The sequence below is a fragment of the Microbacterium oleivorans genome, assembly GCF_013389665.1.
GTDB classification, from domain to species: Bacteria; Actinomycetota; Actinomycetes; order Actinomycetales; family Microbacteriaceae; genus Microbacterium; species Microbacterium oleivorans_C.
On the sequence record NZ_CP058316.1, the window covers coordinates 200331 to 218113 of the forward strand.

Annotated in this window: 17 protein-coding genes; 10 read left to right on the forward strand and 7 right to left on the reverse strand. The window is 69.5% G+C overall.

What is annotated here, in order from left to right; genetic code table 11:
• Positions 1 to 9: 9 nt before the first annotated feature.
• The 7 genes from HW566_RS01070 to lnt all read left to right on the forward strand — a co-directional run bounded on the left by HW566_RS01070 (position 10) and on the right by lnt (position 8147).
• Entirely contained in the window at positions 10 to 969 is a 960-nt protein-coding gene (locus tag HW566_RS01070) for an FKBP-type peptidyl-prolyl cis-trans isomerase (protein WP_178009644.1), read from the forward strand.
• 36 nt (positions 970 to 1005) lie between these two features.
• On the forward strand, positions 1006 to 2007 hold the full coding sequence (locus HW566_RS01075) for a helix-turn-helix transcriptional regulator (RefSeq protein ID WP_256728806.1): 1002 nt from the start codon (positions 1006 to 1008) through the stop codon (positions 2005 to 2007).
• Positions 2004 to 2963, forward strand: a complete 960-nt coding sequence (locus tag HW566_RS01080; RefSeq protein WP_178009646.1) for a helix-turn-helix transcriptional regulator — start codon at positions 2004 to 2006, stop codon at positions 2961 to 2963. The genes HW566_RS01075 and HW566_RS01080 overlap by 4 nt, the downstream gene beginning before the upstream one ends.
• 69 nt (positions 2964 to 3032) lie before the next feature.
• Positions 3033 to 3278, forward strand: coding sequence for a twin-arginine translocase TatA/TatE family subunit (locus HW566_RS01085; RefSeq protein ID WP_178009648.1), 246 nt, complete (start codon positions 3033 to 3035; stop codon positions 3276 to 3278).
• Positions 3279 to 3344: 66 nt separating this feature from the next.
• Positions 3345 to 4124, forward strand: coding sequence for a twin-arginine translocase subunit TatC (gene tatC, locus HW566_RS01090; protein WP_178014570.1), 780 nt, complete (start codon positions 3345 to 3347; stop codon positions 4122 to 4124).
• On the forward strand, positions 4121 to 6595 hold the full coding sequence (locus tag HW566_RS01095) for a DEAD/DEAH box helicase (RefSeq protein ID WP_178009650.1): 2475 nt from the start codon (positions 4121 to 4123) through the stop codon (positions 6593 to 6595). Before tatC ends, HW566_RS01095 begins: the two co-directional genes overlap by 4 nt.
• Before the next feature lie 10 nt (positions 6596 to 6605).
• Complete coding sequence (gene lnt, locus HW566_RS01100; protein ID WP_178009652.1) at positions 6606 to 8147, forward strand: apolipoprotein N-acyltransferase; 1542 nt, start codon at positions 6606 to 6608, stop codon at positions 8145 to 8147.
• A 51-nt stretch (positions 8148 to 8198) separates the two neighbouring features.
• On the opposite strand, the gene HW566_RS01105 is transcribed toward lnt, so the two are convergent.
• The 4 genes from HW566_RS01105 to HW566_RS01120 all read right to left on the reverse strand — a co-directional run bounded on the left by HW566_RS01105 (position 8199) and on the right by HW566_RS01120 (position 10837).
• Positions 8199 to 8561: an RNA polymerase-binding protein RbpA gene (locus HW566_RS01105; RefSeq protein WP_178009654.1), complete on the reverse strand. Its 363-nt coding sequence runs from the start codon at positions 8559 to 8561 to the stop codon at positions 8199 to 8201.
• Between the two features lie 110 nt (positions 8562 to 8671).
• Positions 8672 to 9442 carry a glycerophosphodiester phosphodiesterase family protein gene (locus HW566_RS01110; RefSeq protein WP_372955784.1) on the reverse strand — a complete coding sequence of 257 codons (771 nt, stop codon included), beginning with the start codon at positions 9440 to 9442 and terminating at the stop codon, positions 8672 to 8674.
• On the reverse strand, positions 9439 to 10365 hold the full coding sequence (locus tag HW566_RS01115) for an SPFH domain-containing protein (protein WP_178009656.1): 927 nt from the start codon (positions 10363 to 10365) through the stop codon (positions 9439 to 9441). The genes HW566_RS01110 and HW566_RS01115 overlap by 4 nt, the downstream gene beginning before the upstream one ends.
• The gene (locus HW566_RS01120; protein WP_178009658.1) at positions 10358 to 10837 is read right to left on the reverse strand and encodes an NfeD family protein; all 480 of its coding nucleotides are present in this window, start codon (positions 10835 to 10837) and stop codon (positions 10358 to 10360) included. The genes HW566_RS01115 and HW566_RS01120 overlap by 8 nt, the downstream gene beginning before the upstream one ends.
• A gap of 120 nt (positions 10838 to 10957) precedes the next feature.
• On the opposite strand from HW566_RS01120, the gene HW566_RS01125 reads away from it, so the two are divergent.
• The gene (locus HW566_RS01125) at positions 10958 to 11722 is read left to right on the forward strand and encodes an SDR family oxidoreductase (protein WP_178009660.1); all 765 of its coding nucleotides are present in this window, start codon (positions 10958 to 10960) and stop codon (positions 11720 to 11722) included.
• Positions 11723 to 11724: 2 nt separating this feature from the next.
• Entirely contained in the window at positions 11725 to 13710 is a 1986-nt protein-coding gene (locus HW566_RS01130; protein ID WP_178014574.1) for a S9 family peptidase, read from the forward strand.
• 34 nt (positions 13711 to 13744) lie between these two features.
• Here the strand turns inward: HW566_RS01130 and HW566_RS01135 are convergent, their stop codons facing one another.
• Positions 13745 to 14296, reverse strand: a complete 552-nt coding sequence (locus HW566_RS01135; RefSeq protein ID WP_178009662.1) for an HdeD family acid-resistance protein — start codon at positions 14294 to 14296, stop codon at positions 13745 to 13747.
• A 78-nt stretch (positions 14297 to 14374) separates the two neighbouring features.
• The gene (locus HW566_RS01140; RefSeq protein WP_178009664.1) at positions 14375 to 15292 is read right to left on the reverse strand and encodes an AEC family transporter; all 918 of its coding nucleotides are present in this window, start codon (positions 15290 to 15292) and stop codon (positions 14375 to 14377) included.
• Positions 15293 to 15500: 208 nt separating this feature from the next.
• On the opposite strand from HW566_RS01140, the gene HW566_RS01145 reads away from it, so the two are divergent.
• On the forward strand, positions 15501 to 15806 hold the full coding sequence (locus HW566_RS01145) for a hypothetical protein (protein WP_256728807.1): 306 nt from the start codon (positions 15501 to 15503) through the stop codon (positions 15804 to 15806).
• A 27-nt stretch (positions 15807 to 15833) separates the two neighbouring features.
• Here the strand turns inward: HW566_RS01145 and HW566_RS01150 are convergent, their stop codons facing one another.
• The gene (locus HW566_RS01150) at positions 15834 to 17735 is read right to left on the reverse strand and encodes an alpha-amylase family protein (protein ID WP_178009666.1); all 1902 of its coding nucleotides are present in this window, start codon (positions 17733 to 17735) and stop codon (positions 15834 to 15836) included.
• Positions 17736 to 17783: the final 48 nt, after the last annotated feature.

A 17783-nucleotide genomic window follows, 5' to 3' on the forward strand; every position in this document is an offset into this window, starting at 1 on the left:
ACTGCTGCGGTGCGTAGGATCCTCGCCGCCGCCGGCGCTCTCTCTCTGACCGTGCTCGCCCTGACGGCCTGCTCGACGCCCTCGTCGACGTCTGGCTCCTGCTCGCGCGAGCTGCCGTCCTCGAGCGCACTCGACCTGGTCGATGTCAGCGACACGACGGTAGGAGAAGAGCCCAGCATCACCCTCAGCGCACCGGTGCACGTCGACGAGCTCGCCGCGCAGGACCGTGTCGTGGGTGATGGACGGGCGATCACCACCGACACGCAGGACCTCGTGTTCGACCTCACCGTGCTCGACGGCACGTCGGGCACCCCCATCGCGGCCTCGGGCTACACCGGCGACCTGTCGCAGGTGTACCCGCTCGACAGCTGGTCGGCGACCTTCCCGGGCCTCGTCGACGCGCTCGACTGCGCGACCGAGGGTTCCCGCATCGTCATGGCCCTCGGACCCGACGAGGTCACCGCGGACACCCGCGCCCGATTCGGCATGGCCGAAGACGCCACGACCGTCGTCGTGCTCGATCTGCAGAAGGTGTACCTGGCCGCTGCGGACGGCGCCGACCAGTTCAACGACCGCCCCGGCATGCCCGCGGTGGTGCTCGCACCCGACGGACGGCCCGGCATCGTCGTTCCCGACGCCGACGCGCCGACCGACCTCGCCGTCGAGGTCCTCAAGCGCGGCGACGGCGCCGAAGTGACCGGCGACGTGCCGGTGCGGGTGCACTTCACGGCCGTGACCTGGAGCGACCGCAACGTCGTCGATTCGACCTGGGGCACCGGGGCGCGTCCGATCGAGATCGACGGTATGGGGCCCGGACTCGCCGAGGCGCTGCGCGGCCAGACCGTCGGCTCCCAGATCCTGGCGGTCATCCCGCCCGAGGAAGCCGCCGGGGCGGCGCAGGGCGGGGCGTCCGCGGACGACACCCTCGTCTATGTCGTCGACATCCTCGGACTCGACCCCGCGGCCTGAGTCGCCGGGCGGGCGGGCGCGCCTAGAATCGAAGACGTGTCCACTTCTCCTCCCCGCGTCGCGCCAGAGGAGCGCCTGGTGAATCTCGTCGTGGCGCTGATGGCCACCGAGCAGGGGCTCACGAAGGACACGATCCTCGGTTCGGTGTCGGGCTACCGCGAGCAGGCCGAGGACGGAGCGAGCAAGGAAGCGCTCGAGAAGATGTTCGAGCGCGACAAGGAGAATCTCCGCGGACTCGGCGTGCCCATCGAGACGATCGGCGACTACGCAGACCCGGACGACCTTCGTGAGGCGCGCTACCGCATCCCGCCGACCGAGTACGCTCTGCCCGCCGACATCGAGTTCACGCCGGCGGAGCTGGCGGTGCTCACCCTGGCCGGCGGCGTCTGGGAGGAGCGATCCCTCTCGGCGGGCGCACGGTCTGGGCTGCGCAAGATCCGCTCGCTCGGGATCGACGTCGACGAGCCGATCATCGGCTTCGCTCCCCGCATCACGCTGCGCGAGGCGTCGTTCGTCCCGCTGCAGCGAGCCATCGAGCAGGCGCGCGAGGTCGCGTTCGACTACCTGCGTCCGGGATCCGCCCATCCGCGACGGCGGCAGGTGCGTCCCTACGCCCTCGTCGAGTTCGAGGGGCGCTGGCACCTGTTCGCCTTCGATACCTCCGTCGATGCAGAGCGCACCTTCCTGCTCTCGCGGATCTGCTCGGATGTCGCGATCACCCGCCGCTCCTTCGACGGGGGCGGGGGCGCCGGCGCGGGCGAGCGGGCGCTGGCGGGGCTCCGCGATCTCGCCGCACGTCAGCGAGCGGTCGTCGAGGTCATGGCGGGGACCGAAGCGGCCGTCCGGCTCGGGCGCCGCGCCGATCCCGTCGGCACCGACACGCGGGGACTGCGGGTGCCGTTCGTCGACCTGCAGGTGCTCGCCGACGAGCTCGCCTCCTACGGACCGGAGGTGCGCGTCATCGAGCCGTTGCCGCTGCGCGATGCCGTCGTCGAACGGTTGCGCGGCGCCCGTGAGCATTCGGGAGCGGCGACGTGAGCGCGCAGCCGATCGTGGCCACCGACCGCGCCGCGTTGATCCTCCAGCTCGTGCCCTACCTGATCTCCCAGGGCGAGGTCACCGTCGACGAGGCCGCGCGCGATTTCGACGTCTCGCCCGCGCAGATGCGGGCGATGGTCGAGAAGCTCACCGTCATCGGGTTGCCCGGCGAGGGCGGGTTCTGGCAGATGGCCAACGACCTGTTCGACATCGACTGGGACCTGCTCGACCGCGAGGATCGCATCGTCATCACCAATGCCGTCGGGCTCGAGCGATCGCCCCGTCTCACAGCGCGCGAGGCCGCCGCCCTGCTCGCGGGTCTGCAGCTGGCGGCATCCCTTCCGGGCGTCGGCGACACCGTCGTCGTGCAGGGCCTGCTCGCCAAGCTCGCCCGGGGAGCTGGTCAGGAGCCGGCACAGGTGATCATCGCTCCGGCGCCGGTCGACGAGGTGCGCGAGACGGTCGCGCGCGCCTTGCAGGCACGCGTCGCGGTCTCATTCACCTACCGGGCTCCCGACGCGCCCGTCACGACCCGCATCGTCGACCCGGTGAAGGTCTCGATCTCCGACGGTCAGTGGTACCTGCAGGGCTGGTGTCACACCCGCCGCGCGATGCGCACCTTCCATCTCGATCGCGTCGCTGAGCCGGTGCTCACCGACATCGCCGCCGTGCACGCGTCGGAGCCGGTGCCCGAGCTCTTCGAACCCGGCGAGGACGAGGTGGTCGCCGAGATCCGCTATCCGGCCACGGCCGCCGCCGCCGTGGGGGAGTACCTCGCGAACGCGCAGATCCGGGCCGACGGTCCCTGGCGCTTCGCACGGATCCGGGTGGCCGACGCCCGATCGCTCAAGCGACTCGTCGCGCGAGCGGGAGGCGCGATCGAAGTGGTCGCGCCCGCCGATGCGCGGCGCGCCGCGCTCGAGTGGGCCGAAGCCGCGCTGGACCAGTACTACTGATATCCGCCGCACAGCGGGTGCATCGGATCCGCGGGTTAGACTGGCCGAAACGACCGACGAGGAGACGACATGAGCAATCTGTTCGCAGGCCCGCACCTGTGGATCCTACTCATCGTCATTCTGCTGCTCTTCGGCGCGGCGAAGCTGCCGGCGCTGGCGAAGAGCATGGGACAGTCCGCCCGCATCTTCAAGGGTGAGATGAAGGCGATGAAGGATGACGACACGACGGCTGGCACGGCGTCGTCGACCGTGGACGCCGCGCCGACGGAGAAGCCGGCGGAGCCCAAGAGCGGCCCGGCCGCACCCACGCCGTAGCCTCGCGTGGTGACGGCTGAGCGCACGCGCTCAGGGGCGGACGGTGCGCCCCGGCGCGACAAGCGCATGTCCTTGGGGCAGCACCTCGTCGAGCTCCGACGCCGACTCATCTTCGCGGCGCTGGCGCTGGTCGTGTCGATGGTGGTGTCGTTCTTCCTCACCGACTGGATCATCTGGGCCATGACCGAGCCCATCCGTGTGGTGGCCGAGCAGCGGGGCGACACGGACGCCGTCAAGCTGATGTACTCGACGATCACCGGGCCGTTCGACATGCGTCTGCGCATCTCGTTCTCGGTGGGCATCATCCTGTCTGCACCGGTCTGGCTGTGGCAGATCTGGGCGTTCCTGATGCCGGGACTCACCCGCAAGGAGGTGCGATACACCGTGGGGTTCGTCTCGGCCGCGGTGCCCCTCTTCTTCGCCGGGGTCTTCACGGGCTGGCTCGTGATGCCGCACATCGTCGAGATCATGGCGACCTTCTCTCCGGAATCGTCCGCCAACTTCTACGAGGGCAAGTACTACTACGACTTCGTGTTCAAGCTGCTCCTGGTCGTCGGTGTGGCCTTCATCATCCCCGTCTTCCTCGTCGCCCTGAACTTCGCGGGGATCATGAGCGGCAAGGCGATTCTGAAGGGGTGGCGCGTGGCGATCCTCATCGCCGTCGTCTTCTCAGGGCTCGCGACGCCGGCGGCCGACATCGTCAGCATGCTGATGCTGGCCTCGATCCTCACCGTGCTCTACTTCGCCGCCGCCGGGCTCTCTCTGCTCCTCGATCTGCGGCGCTCGCGGCGCCGCCCCGAGCTCGTGGTCCCCGGACCGGTGCCGACGACAGATCCGCTTCCGTGAGCGGGGGCAGTCCTGCGGAGCGGTATCTCGCCGCTCAGACCGCGCGTTCGCACCCGCTCACGACCGACTTCGCGGCGATGCAGCGGTTCGAGCTCGACCCGTTCCAGGTCGCCGGGTGCCACGCACTCGAGGACGGGCGGGGCGTGCTGGTCGCGGCGCCCACCGGGGCCGGGAAGACCATCGTCGGCGAGTTCGCGATGCATCTGGCGATGCTCGAGCCCGACACGAAGGCGTTCTACACCACGCCGATGAAGGCGCTGTCGAATCAGAAGTTCCGCGAGCTGGTCGACATCTACGGTGCCGACGACGTCGGACTCCTCACGGGCGACACCAACATCAACGGCAACGCGCGCATCGTGGTGATGACCACCGAGGTGCTGCGCAACATGCTCTACGCCGACTCGCCCGCGCTGCGCGGTCTCCGCTACGTCGTCATGGACGAGGTCCACTACCTCGCCGATCGGTTCCGCGGCGCGGTGTGGGAAGAGGTCATCATCCACCTCCACCCGTCGGTGCGCATGGTGGCGCTTTCGGCCACGGTGTCCAATGCCGAGGAGTTCGGCGACTGGCTCGACACCGTGCGAGGGGACACGGAGGTCGTGGTCTCGGAGGTCCGCCCCGTGCCCCTCGAGCAGCACGTCCTCGTACGCGGCGATCTGCTGCCGTTGTTCGACGACCGAGCGGGCGTCGCCACGGCGCAGGTCAATCAGGAGCTCACGCGGTTGCGTTCGCCGCAGGGTCAGCGCTTCGAGAGCCCCCGACGCTCCCAGGGCCACCGCAGCGGAGGCGGGCGCGAGGCGCATCGTCCCTACCGCAACGGCAAGCGGCCCCCGGCAGCGGCCGCCGCGCAGCGCATCGAACGGCTCGATCGCCCCGAGGTCGTCGGGCTCCTCGCGCGTGCGAATCTGCTTCCGGCGATCTTCTTCATCTTCAGCCGCGCCGGGTGCGACGGGGCCGTGCAGCAGGTGCGGCGGTCCGGTGTCCGCCTGACGACCCCCGAAGAGCGGGACGAGATCAGGGCGGTCGTCGAGCGGCGCACCCATGCGCTCGCGCAGGAGGATCTCGCGGTGCTCGGCTTCTGGGAATGGCGCGACAACCTCGAGCGTGGTGTCGCGGCCCATCACGCCGGGCTGCTGCCGGCGTTCAAGGAGGTCGTCGAGGAGCTCTTCCAGCGCAAGCTTGTCAAAGCCGTCTTCGCCACCGAGACGCTCGCGCTGGGGATCAACATGCCGGCGCGCACCGTGGTGCTCGAGAAGCTCGAGAAGTTCAACGGCGAGGCGCGGGTCGCCATCACCTCTGGCGAGTACACCCAGATCACCGGCCGAGCCGGCCGCCGCGGGATCGACGTCGAAGGCCACGCCGTCATCCAGTGGACCGAAGGGCTCGACCCGCAAGCCGTCGCCGCACTCGCCTCGCGACGGACGTATCCGCTGAATTCCAGCTTCCGCCCGACGTACAACATGGCCGTCAACCTCATCGACCGGTTCGGCCGAGACCGAGCGCGCGAAGTGCTGGAGTCGTCGTTCGCCCAGTTCCAGGCCGACCGCTCGGTGGTCGGCCTGGCCCGCCAGGTGAAGGACAAGGAGCAGACCCTCGCCGGGTACGCGGGGTCTATGTCGTGCGACCGCGGCGATTTCGGCGAGTACTCGGGCATCCGCCGCGAGCTCAGTGATCTCGAGAAGCTCAACCGCAACGACCGGACCGCGCCGGCCCGCATCCGTCAGCGGCGCCAGAACGACCTCGCCGAGCTGCGTCGCCGCATGCAGCGGCATCCGTGCCACGGGTGCCCGGACCGCGAGCACCACGCTCGCTGGGCGGAGCGGTACTGGCGTCTGCACCGCGACGTTCAGAAGGTGCGCCAGCAGATCGATACCCGGACGGGGACGGTCGCGCGGGTGTTCGACCGTGTGGTCGACGTGCTGACGGCGTTGGAATACGTGCGGGTCGACGACGACGGCGCGACCTCGCTCACGCCCGCGGGTGCCACGATGCGACGCATCTATGGAGAGCGCGACCTCCTCGTCGCCGAAGCACTGCGACGCGGCATCTGGCGCGACCTCGACCCGGCCGGTCTGGCGGCCCTCGCGTGCAGCCTCGTGTACGAGCCGCGACGCGAGAGCGACGGGCCGGGGGAATACGGGCTTCCCCGCGGCGCGTTCCGCACGGCGCTCACCGCGACGCAGGAGCTCTGGGCCGTCCTCGACGACCTCGAACGCGACCACCGGCTGCCGGGTACCGAGCCGGTGCCCACCGGGATCGCCAAGGCCATGCACTCGTGGGCGCGCGGCGTCATGCTCGACCGTGTGCTGGTCGAGGCCGACATGGCGGCCGGCGACTTCGTCCGCTGGGCGAAGCAGACCATCGACCTGCTCGACCAGCTCTCGCTCGTGGCGGACGCGCCACTGGCCCGCACGGCACGCGCCGCTCTCGAGGCCGTGCGGCGCGGGATCGTGTCGTACTCGGGCGTTTAGGCTCGATGACGTGCCCGATTCGACCCCGGCCGCGTCGCGGCCCCTGATCCCCCTGTGGTTGGCGCTCGTCGGGGCGCTCGTGGGCGGAGCGGTGCTCGACGCCGCCTTTCCCGACATCGGCTGGTGGCCGCTCGCGTTCTTCGGGGTCGCTTTCTCCCTCGTCGGCCTGATCGGCCGGTCGAGCTGGGGTGCCGTCGCCGTGGGCGCTGTCTTCGGAGCCTCGTTCTACTTCATCCACATCTCGTGGATCACGCGGTATCTCGGCGCGCTGCCGTGGTTCGGACTCGCCGGCATCGAGACGGTCTTCTTCGCGCTCGGCTCGATCCCCATCGCGCTGTCGTACCGCTGGCTGCCCCGTCTCGCGGGTGGCCGCTGGGCCCGATTGATAGCGCTGCCGGCGCTCGTTGCCGGGCTGTGGACCGCTCGCGAGCTCTTCATGGGCTCGTGGCCGTACACCGGCTTTCCCTGGGGACGCATCGGCATGAGCCAGTCCGAGAGTCCGCTGGCGCAGATCGCGTCATGGACGGGCGTCTCCGGGCTCACCTTCCTCATGGTCTTCGTCGTCGCCGCTGCGATCGAGGGCGTACGCGTCGTCCGGCGGGTCGGGATCCGCGCCGCCCTTCCGGCGGGCGTGGTCGCCGTCGTGCTCCTGGTCGTGCCGGCCTTCCCCACCACCGACGCCGGCTCGTACCGCATCGGCTCGGTGCAGGGGAACGGCCCTGCCGGGTACTTCGACGAGCGCGAGCCCTACGGGGTCATGCGCGCACAGCTCGACGCGACCGAAGCGATCATCGATGAGCCGATGGACCTGCTCGTGTGGCCCGAGGGCGGCATCGACGCCGATCCGCTCTCCAACGACTCGGTCGCCGAGGTCCTGGATCGACTCTCGACGCGCGTCGACGCACCCCTGCTCGTCAACGCCGCGACGGCGCGGGGCGAGAACATCTACAACACCTCGATGCTCTGGGAGGCGGGCGCGGACAACCCGCTCGCGATCCACGACAAATCCCGTCCCGTCCCGATGGGGGAGTACGTTCCCGATCGCTGGTTCTTCGAGCTGATCGTGCCCGACCTGATCGGCCTCATCCAGCGCGAGTACACGCCCGGCAGCAATCCACCGTTCATGGACGTGGCGGGTGTGGGCGTCGGACTCGCGATCTGCTTCGACGTCCTGTACGACGACGTGATCTGGTCGGGCGCGGCCGAGGGGGCGCAGGTGTACGTGTTCCAGACGAACAACGCCGACTTCCGCGACACGGACGAGAACCTTCAGCAGCTCGCGTTCGCGCGCATGCGCGCCATCGAGACCGGACGCTCGGTGGTCAACATCTCGACGGTCGGGACGAGCCAGGTCATCGCCCCCGACGGGCGCGAACTCGACGGACTGCCGGCGGCCGTGGCCGGTGCCATGATCACCGATGTCCCGCTGCGTACCGGACTGACTCCTGCCGTGATCGCCGGCGGCGCCGTCCAGGTGGCCCTCGGCTGGGGCAGCGTCATCGCGCTCCTCGCGGCCGGACTCGTCCTCGCCCTCCGTCGCCGCCGCACGTGAAAGAGCGCCGACCCGTATGACGGGCCGGCGCTCTTCGCGCGCGGGGCGTGGTCAGGCGCTCAGGCGCGAACCGCGACGCTCTCGGAGGATCGCGAGTCGCTCTTCGAGAAGCTCCTCCAGTTCGGGGAGGGTGCGGCGCTCGAGCAGCATGTCCCAGTGGGTGCGTGCGGCCTTGTCACCCGAGTGGTCGACCTCGACGACGTTCTCTCCGACGCGCAACAGGGCCTCGGCGCCGCACGCGCGGCACTCCCAGGTCTCGGGCGCATCGGCGTCGGCGGCAAAGGTCATGACGGTCTCGTGCGCACAGCGCGAACACACGTACGTGTGGTTGACCCGGTCGTGGAAGACGACGCCCTCTTCGCTCTGTAGGCTCGAGGCGCCGAGTCGGATGCCGCGCAAACTGCGGTCTGCCATTGTGTGGTCCTCTCGTCGGCTATCAGTTGTAACGTGCGCGGCTGTGTGCATCATCCGAACGGACGGGTGTCCTCGGGGTTTCACAGCCGATGTTCAGCGTGTCGGGGTATTCAGCGCGGACCGCCGATGACGAGCTGCGCCCGGTCGGCGTGATCCGTGACGAGTCCGTCGACGCCGGCGGCGAGCAGGCGCTTCATGTCGTCCGCGTCGTTGACCGTCCAGACGTGCACTTCCACACCGCTGCGGTGCACCGCGCGGATCATTCGGGGGGAGACGATGCGAAGAGGTCCCCGGCGTTCGGGCACCTGGACCGCATCGATGCCGCGCAGAGCCCGGCGTATCAACCATGGCACACCCGAGGCGACGGCGACGACGAGCGCGATGGTGCGGACCGTACCCGCGGACGTGGCCGGGTCGCCGCCGGCGGCCCGCGCCGCGCGGAGAGCGAGCATCCGACGACGATCCGAGAAGCTGGTCACCAGCACCCGGTCCGCGTGAGGCGCGACGGCCTCGCCGACCGCCGTCGCCGCATCGTCGGCCTTCACGTCGAGGTTGAACCGCAGAGTCGGGAACGCCTCGAGCGCCTGGGGGAGGGTGATCAGACCGCCGCGTTCGGCCATGATCTTCTCGAGCTCGCGACGGGGCACGTCCGAGATGCGACGCGGATCACCCGCCACCCGCGTGAGATCGGTGTCGTGGAAGAGGATCACGGCGCCGTCGGCGCTCAGATGACAATCAGACTCCACATAGCGCACACCCGCGGCATGCGCCGCGGCGAAGGCCGCGAAGGTGTTCTCGACGATGTTCTCGGCATCGGGCGGCACGAACCCCCGATGTGCCAGGACGCGAGGCCTCTCGGGGTCGAAGTAGGGGTGCATCACGGTGTCGGCGGTGCCGATCGCTCGTCCGACCGCGCGGCGAACCCCGCGCTCATGCCCTTGAGCGCTTCGGTGAACTCGCTTGGGATGATCCACAGTTTGCTGGACGCGCTGTCGCTGATCTTCGGCAGGGTCTGCAGGTACTGGTAGGCGAGCAGCTTGTCGTCGGGACGTCCGGCGTGGATCGCCTCGAAGACGCTGGTGATGGCGAGCGCCTCACCCTCGGCCCGGAGGATCGCAGACTGCTTCTCGCCCTCGGCACGCAGGATGTCGGCCTGTCGGCGCCCCTCGGCCTCGAGGATCTGCGACTGCTTCGATCCCTCCGAGGTCAGGATGACGGCGCGACGGTCACGCTCGGCGCGCATCTGCTTCTCCATCGAGTCCTTGATCGAGGCGGGCGGGTCGATCGCCTTGAGCTCGACCCGCGAGACCCGGATGCCCCATTTACCGGTGGCCTCGTCGAGGACGATGCGCAACTGCCCGTTGATGTTGTCGCGGCTGGTCAGGGCCTCCTCGAGGTTCAGGCCACCCACGACGTTGCGCAGCGTCGTCGTGGTGAGCTGTTCGACGGCCCCGAGATAGTTGTTGATCTCGTACGTCGCGGCGCGGGCATCGGTGACCTGGAAGTAGACGACGGTGTCGATCGAGACGACGAGGTTGTCCTCGGTGATGACGGGTTGCGGGGGGAAGGAGACGACCTGCTCGCGCATGTCGACCAAGGGGAGGACCCGATCGATGAAGGGGATCAGGATGTTCAGACCGGGGGTCAGGGTCTTCTGGTAGCGGCCGAGGCGCTCGACCACGCCGGCGTAGGCCTGCGGAATGATCCGGATCGCGCGGAACAGCACGACGACCACGAAGATCGCGAGAACGGCGAGCAGGACGATCACGAAGATCTGCCCGATGAAGGCGCCGACATCAACCATGGGTGTTCTCCTTCGGACCAGCGGCGACGACTTCGACGGTCGCCCCGCGGACGGCGTGGACGATGAGACGGCTGCCGACTGCGACGTCCGCGGTCGGATCGGTCAGGCGCGCCGTCCAGGTCTCGCCGTTGTCGAGCTTGACCGATCCCGCGCCGTCGACGAAGGGGACGAGGACCCGCGCTCCGATTCCGGCGAGGGCGTCGACGTTGGTGGGGATGTGCGCGCTGCTCCGGCGCAAGGCTCGCAGCAGGAGCGGCCGAATCGTGAACAGGAGAAGGGCGGATACGGCCGCGGCCGCAGCCACCTGCAGCCACCAGGGCGCGGAGAGCAGGTTCGTGCCGAGACCGCCGACCAGCGTCCCGGCCGCGAGCATCAGGAACGTGAACTCCAGCGTCAGCAGTTCGACGATGACGAAGATCAGGGCCAGGACGAGCCACGCGATCCAGAGGTACTGCGTGAGATCGGGCAACATCGGCGCTCCTTCGTCCCTGGCTCGAACCTAGCAGTCGAGGGGCGAGCGAGGGCCGGTTGATAGGCTCGTGCGGTGCCGGCGATCCGCGGCGCCCCGAGACCTTCCCCGCAGGAGCACCCCATGACTCAGCCCCTTCCCGCCGGAACCCTCAGCGGGCGCACCGCACTGGTGACCGGATCCTCGCGGGGCATCGGCGCCGACACCGCGCGCTACTTCGCGCAGGCGGGCGCGAACGTCGTCATCAACTTCCGCAACAAGGCCCCGCGCGCCGAGAAGCTCGCCGCTGAGCTGCGCGCGTTCGGCGTCGACGTGCTCGTCGTCGGAGCCGACCTGACCGACCGCGCATCGGTGGACGAGATGTTCGCCGCCGTGCGCGAGACGTTCGGTCACCTCGATCTCCTGGTGCTGAACGCCTCGGGCGGCATGGAAGGCGGCATGGCCGAGGACTACGCGCTCAAGCTGAACCGCGACGCGCAGCTCGGCGTGCTCGATGCCGCGCTCCCCGTCCTCGAGGACGGATCGCGCGTGGTCTTCGTCACCAGTCACCAAGCGCATTTCATCCGAACGACCCCGACGATGCCCGAGTACGAGGCCGTCGCACTCTCCAAGCGCGCGGGGGAGGATGCGCTCCGCGAGCGCGTCGGCGAGCTGACCGAGCGCGGCATCGGTTTCGTCGTCGTCTCGGGCGACATGATCGAAGGCACGATCACCGCCACCCTGCTGGAGCGCGCGAACCCGGGGGCCATCGCCACCCGCCGCGAGTCGGCCGGCAAGCTCTACAACGTCTCGGAGTTCGCCGCCGAGATCGCCCTCGCCGCGGTGGAGCCGATCCCTGCCGACAACACCCGCCTGGTGGGAGACATCTCGTCGTTCGGCGGTGAGTGACGGTGCGTCCAGCCGACATCGAGGCTCTCGTCTCGGTCGGTCGCCCCGCGATCGCCTCGGACGGCTCGTTCACCGTTTTCGCCACCTCCCGCGCCGACGTCGCCGCCAACCGCAACGTCGGCCAGCTGTGGCGGATCGACCTTCCCGTTGGCCTGCCCCGACGGTTGACGCGAGGGATCGCAGACGCCTCGCCGCGGCTGTCACCGGATGACCGTCACGTCGCCTTCCTGCGTGCCGACGCGGGCGGTCGGGCGCAGGTTCATGTCGTCGCGGCATCCGGTTCCGAGGCCCTCCAGGTCACCGACGCGCCGCTGGGTGTCAGCACGTTCGCGTGGTCGCCCACGAGTGACCGGATCGCGTTCGTCGCACGGGTGCCCGAACCCGGACGCTACGGCACCGTCGACGGTCTGGCCCCCGAGGCAGAGTCGCCGCGGCGCATCACCGGCGTGCGGTGGCACGCGAACGGTGTCGGGTACGTCCTCGACCGGCCCGGTCACGTGTTCGTCGTCGCCGTGCCCGACGTCGGCGACGAGCCGGCCTACGAGGACGCCCCGGTGCTGCACGACGATGCCGCAGCGGCGCGCGCGACCGGAGGTTCCGGTAAGGCTCGACAGCTCACCGAGGGCTCGTCGTCGCACGAAGGTGTCGTCTTCACCTCCGACGGCAGCGAGGTGCTCACCACGATCGACGCGATCGAACCGGACCATCGAGACCTCCGGACGCCGCTCGTCGCAGTCAGGGTCGACGGCTCGGGCCAGCGCGAGGTGCTCGCGCCCCGCTTCTCGATCGGAGACGTCGCAGTGGCGTCCGATGGTGCCGTCGCGTTCCTCGCGTCCGATCCCGGACCCGACGGACGCGACTTCGTCGCTCCCGGGGTCGCACTCTGGGTGCTCGACGGCGACGAGCCGCGCCGCCTGACCGACCCCGAGACCGTCGATCTCGGCGAGGTCGGGTCGCACATCACCCCTGTCGGTGAGGACTTCCTGGTGCAGAACCGCACCCGCGGGCAGGTCGAGCTGCTGCGTGTCACGCGTGACGGCACGGTGCAGCGGCTGCGCGCCGGACTCGAGGTCGCCGGCCACGCCGCCGATGCTGCGGGCGAGCGCATCGTCTGCGCCGTCGCGACGAGCCGCTCGGCCGGCGAGATCCTCCTTCTGGACTCCGAGGGGGCCGACGCCCGGCTGCTGACGGCGTTCGGCGATGCCGCCGGACGCGCGGGATACGTGCTGCCCCGCGAGCTCGAGGTCGCCGCACCCGATGGCTATCCGGTGCACGGCTGGGTCGCGACGCCCACGGGGCCCGGGCCGTTCCCGGTTCTCCTTCAGATCCACGGCGGCCCGTACGCCTCGTACGGCGTGCACCTCTTCGACGAGACGCAGGTGCTCGTCGACGCGGGCTACGCGGTGGTGTACTGCAACCCGCGGGGGAGTGCGGGGTATGGGCGCAGCCACGGGCGCAGCATCCGGGGCCGGATGGGCACCGACGACCTCGTCGACGTGCTGGCCTTCCTCGATGGCGCGCTCGCCTCGGACGATCGCCTCGACGGCACGCGAGTCGGGATCATGGGCGGGTCGTACGGGGGCTACCTGACGGCGTGGGCGATCGCGCACGATCACCGGTTCGCGGCCGCGATCGTCGAGCGCGGGTTCTTGGACCCGGTGAGCTTCCAGGGCACGAGCGACATCGGCTCCTTCTTCGGCGACGAGTACGTCGGAACCGATCCCGACGCGATCCGGGCACAGAGCCCGATGGCCGTGGTCGATCGGGTCACGACGCCGACGTTCGTGATCCACTCGGAGCTGGACTATCGCTGCCCGCTCGAACAGGCCACGCGCTATTACTCGGCGCTGCGGCGACAGGGCATCGAGGCCGAGTTGCTGATCTTCCCGGGGGAGGACCACGAACTCACGCGGTCCGGCCGGCCGCGTCACCGCGTGGAACGCTTCGAGGCGATCCTCGAGTGGTGGAGCCGTCACCTGCCGGTCTGACACGACGGCAGGCGACGGCTGCGCCCCAGCGGCGTCAGGGGCGGAACGAGAGCCCGCGCACGATGTTCACCACGCCCAATGCCACCGCGGAGATGCCGAGGAGCCACCAGAGCACGATCGCGCCCCACAGCGGCGAGAAGAGCAGCGTCACACCGGCGATGATCGACAGGACGGCGAAAGCGATCGTCCACCCGCGGGAGGACGACTCGCCCACGACCGAGAGCGACACGGCCCCCTCGATGATCCACAGGATGCCCACGAGGACGCCGAGGAACAGAGCGAACGACACGGTGAAAGCGGCGAGATTCGCGAACGCCACGACCCCGACGACGATGAAGAAGACGCCGAGCGCGATGTGGCCGACACGGGACCATCCGCCCTTGGTACGCGAGAAGATGCCGAGTCCGGCATATACGATTCCCGCGATGATCGTGTAGGCGGCGATGATGCCCGTCGCCACCTGCGCCGTCCGGCCGGGCCAGACGAGGATGAGGACCCCGAGGATCACCGACAGGATGCCGCCGACGATGAACGCGGTACGCAGTGACCGCACGAACGTCGACGTGGTGTTCTGCGTTGTTGACATGACAGGACCTCCTTCGTGCGGGGGTCGCACACCCCCGACACGCCACACGCTAGTGCAGCCGGTAGCGCGCCGGCACTCCTACCCGAGCAGGAGCGTCGCCGTCAGCAACACGGGGACACAACCGAGGGTGGTGAGAAAGACGGTGTCGCGGGAGATGGTCTCGCCGATGTCGTACCGCTGGGCGAAGTTGAAAACGTTCTGAGCGGTCGGCAGAGCAGCCAGCACTGTCACGGCCAGGATGTCGGCGGGGGAGAGGCGGAAGACGAACGCCGCCACGGCCCAGGCCACCGATGGCATCGCGATGAGTTTCAGCGCGCTCGCCAGCAGGATGTCGCGACGTCGGCCGGAGGCCGACAGCACACGTTGCCCATGGAGCGACATGCCGTAGGCGATGAGAAGGACGGGAACGCAGGCATCGGCGATCAACCGCAGCGGATCGAGGACGATCGGGGGCAGCTCGAGTCCCGAGACAGACACCACGACTCCGGCGATCGACGCGATGACGATCGGGTTGCCGAACGTGCGTTTGAGGATCGGGAGCGGGCGGCGCTGACCGGTCGTGACGGCTTCGAGGATCGCCATGGTGACGGGCGTGAACACGATCAACTGCATCAGGATCACCGGGGCCGGCAATGCCGCCGAACCCAACAGGTAGAGCGACAGCGGGATGCCGATGTTGTTGGAGTTGACCTGGCCCGCCGACAGCGTCCCGATGAGGGTCTCGCCGACGCTGCGACGCCAGACGAAGCGCGCCACGATCGCGTAGACGACGAACATCGACAGCGCGGCGATGGCCGACACCGGCAGCAGCGCCGAGAACAGCGTCGAGACGTCCGCCTGGGACAGCACGACGAACATCAGGAACGGCGAGAGCACGAAGAAGATCAGACGCGCGAGCACCGGGCGCCCGTGCGGTCCGAGCAGGTCGATGCGACCGATGACGTAGCCGACCACGATCGCGACTCCGATGACGACGAATCCGGTCACGACCTGCACACCATCGAGCCTAGGTCAGACGCTGCCCGGTCACCGTCACGGTTGCGCTGATAATGCACATTATGTCAACTCGCGGGCGGCGCGACCCTCTCTGCCGCGTTCCCCCTTTGCTTCACCGGCGTCGCGACGGCTCGCGGCCGCGCGCCGACACGATACCGTCGAGCATGCCCGCATCGCCCGCATCCGTGCTCACCTCAGGACCGCCGACGTGATCGCCGAGCCGGACGCCGGATCGCGTCGTCTCGAGCTGATGCTCCGACGACCACGAATCCACCTCTTGCCGGGCGTCCGCCCGACCGTGGTGATCGCCGGTCGCGGGCAGCCTGCCCAGTGGGGCCTCGGCACCTGGATGATTCCGGCCGATGCTCGCGTCGAGATCGGCGTCTTCCTCTTCAACCGCCTGTGGCGCTTCGGTGAGGCCCAGATCACGGTGTTGTCAGACCACACCGGCGTGGAGTACCGCGCCCCATGGCTGCCGTATGGCGCGGGTCGAGTCGGACTCTCGACGCGGTGATGGTGTCGGCGGGTGGGCCGGTCGCGATCAGCGACCCCGCACCCGCAGCCAGACGAAGCCATGGGGCGCGAGAATCAGGCCGCCGGCAAGGTTCACCGCTCCCCCGGTGATGACGTCGGTCGCCTCGGGCTCGAGACCTCTGAGCGTCTCTGCGGTGACGAGCTGAGCGTCGTCGCCGACATTGGCCAGCACGAGGACGGCTGCGTCGGAGTCGCCGCGCCCAGGACGGGTGTACCCGAGCACCGAGGCATGGGGCGTGTGGAACAGCACCAGGGCGTTGCCCGCGAACTCCGGGGTCGCGCGTCGGCGCTCGATCAGCTCGCGGAGTCGTCCGAACACGCGGCCCGCCGGCGTGGTCGGATCATGGCGCTGCGCGTAGCGCTCGTCCGAGCGCCGGGGGCGATGGACCCAGCGGCTGTCGTCCCGGTGATCGGGGTCGTCGGCGAAGGAGTCGTCGTTCAACTGCGCCACCTCGTCCCCCAAGTAGATCAGCGGCACGCCCCCGGTCGAGAAGGCGAGCGCGTGCGCGAGCACGACGCGATCCTCCCCGCCGGCATCGCCGGCCTCGATCCCCGCGAGCGACGCCGTCGTGCCGGCGATGCGGGCATCGCCGGTGCGCGGATTCTCCTGGAACGGATAGCCGCGAGAGAACGATCCGTCGAAGCGCCCGATGAAGAAGTCGTTGAGGAATCGGCGATGCGAGGCGCCCGCGATGCCCAGCGCCGCGGCGTCGGTGTCGTCGAAGGTCCAGCCGATGTCGTCGTGGCTGCGGACATAGGTCACCCACGCCGTGCCCTCCGGCAGAGCGTGCCGCTCATCGAGCGCACGCTGCAGCAGGCGGGCATCGCGCGTCGCCAGCGCCTCCCAGGTCAGGGCCATCTGCAGCGGGTTGTACGACAGCTGGCACTCGTCGGGTGAGATGTAGTCCTTCACCTCGTCGGGGTGCACGATCGCCTCGGACTTGAACAGGACCGCGGGCGCGGCGATGCGCAGCACGGCGTTGAACGCCTGCAGGAGCAGATGCGCCTCGGGCAGAGACTCGCACGGCGTTCCCAGTCGCTTCCAGATGAAGGCGACGGCATCCATCCGCAGAATCTCGACGCCCTGGTTGGCGAGAAACAGCATCTCGCCCGCCATCGCGGCGAACACGTCGGGATGGGCGTAGTTGAGGTCCCATTGGAACCGATAGAACGTCGCCCAGATCCAGCGCCCGTCGGGCAGAGGCACGAACGAGCCCGGATGGTCGTCGGGGAAGATCTCGCGCGTCGTCCGCTCGTAGGCGTCGGGCAGTTCGCGATCGGGATAGATCAGGTAGAAGTCCGCGAACTCCGGGTCCCCCGCCACGGCACGCCGAGCCCAGTGGTGCTCGTTCGAGGTGTGGTTGAAGATGAAGTCCAGCACGAGCGAGATGCCCGCCGCCCGGAGGTCGTCGGCGAGGGCGCGAAGCTCGTCCATCGTCCCGAGCGACGGGTCGACGGTGCGATAGTCCGAGACGGCGTACCCGCCGTCGTTGCTGCCCTCGGGGCTCTGGAACAGCGGCATCAGGTGCAGGTACGTCAGCCCGAGCTCCTGGAAGTAGGGGATCGCGCGACGGATGCCCTCGAGATCGCCGGCGAACCGGTCGACGTAGCAGACACCGCCCAGCATCCGCTCCGACTGGAACCAGTCGGGTTCTGCGGCGCGCCGCCGGTCGAGGGCGCGCAGCGCGGCGGGGCGTGCGTCGTGCGCGTCGAGAGTGAGGGATATGAGACGAAGCAGCGCCTCGAGTCCATCGGCGCGGGCCCCGTACAGCGCGCGGAAGAGGCGGTGCAGTCGCGGGAACTCGGCGCGGACTCGGGCGATCGTCTCGCCGTCGACCGGAATCCCCCGGCTCGCCACCTGGGCGACGACGTGCGCGGTGTCGGTCTCGAGGGACGACAGCGCGGTCATCGAGGACGATCCGCAGCGTTCATGCTCGCATCATCGCAGACCGCGACG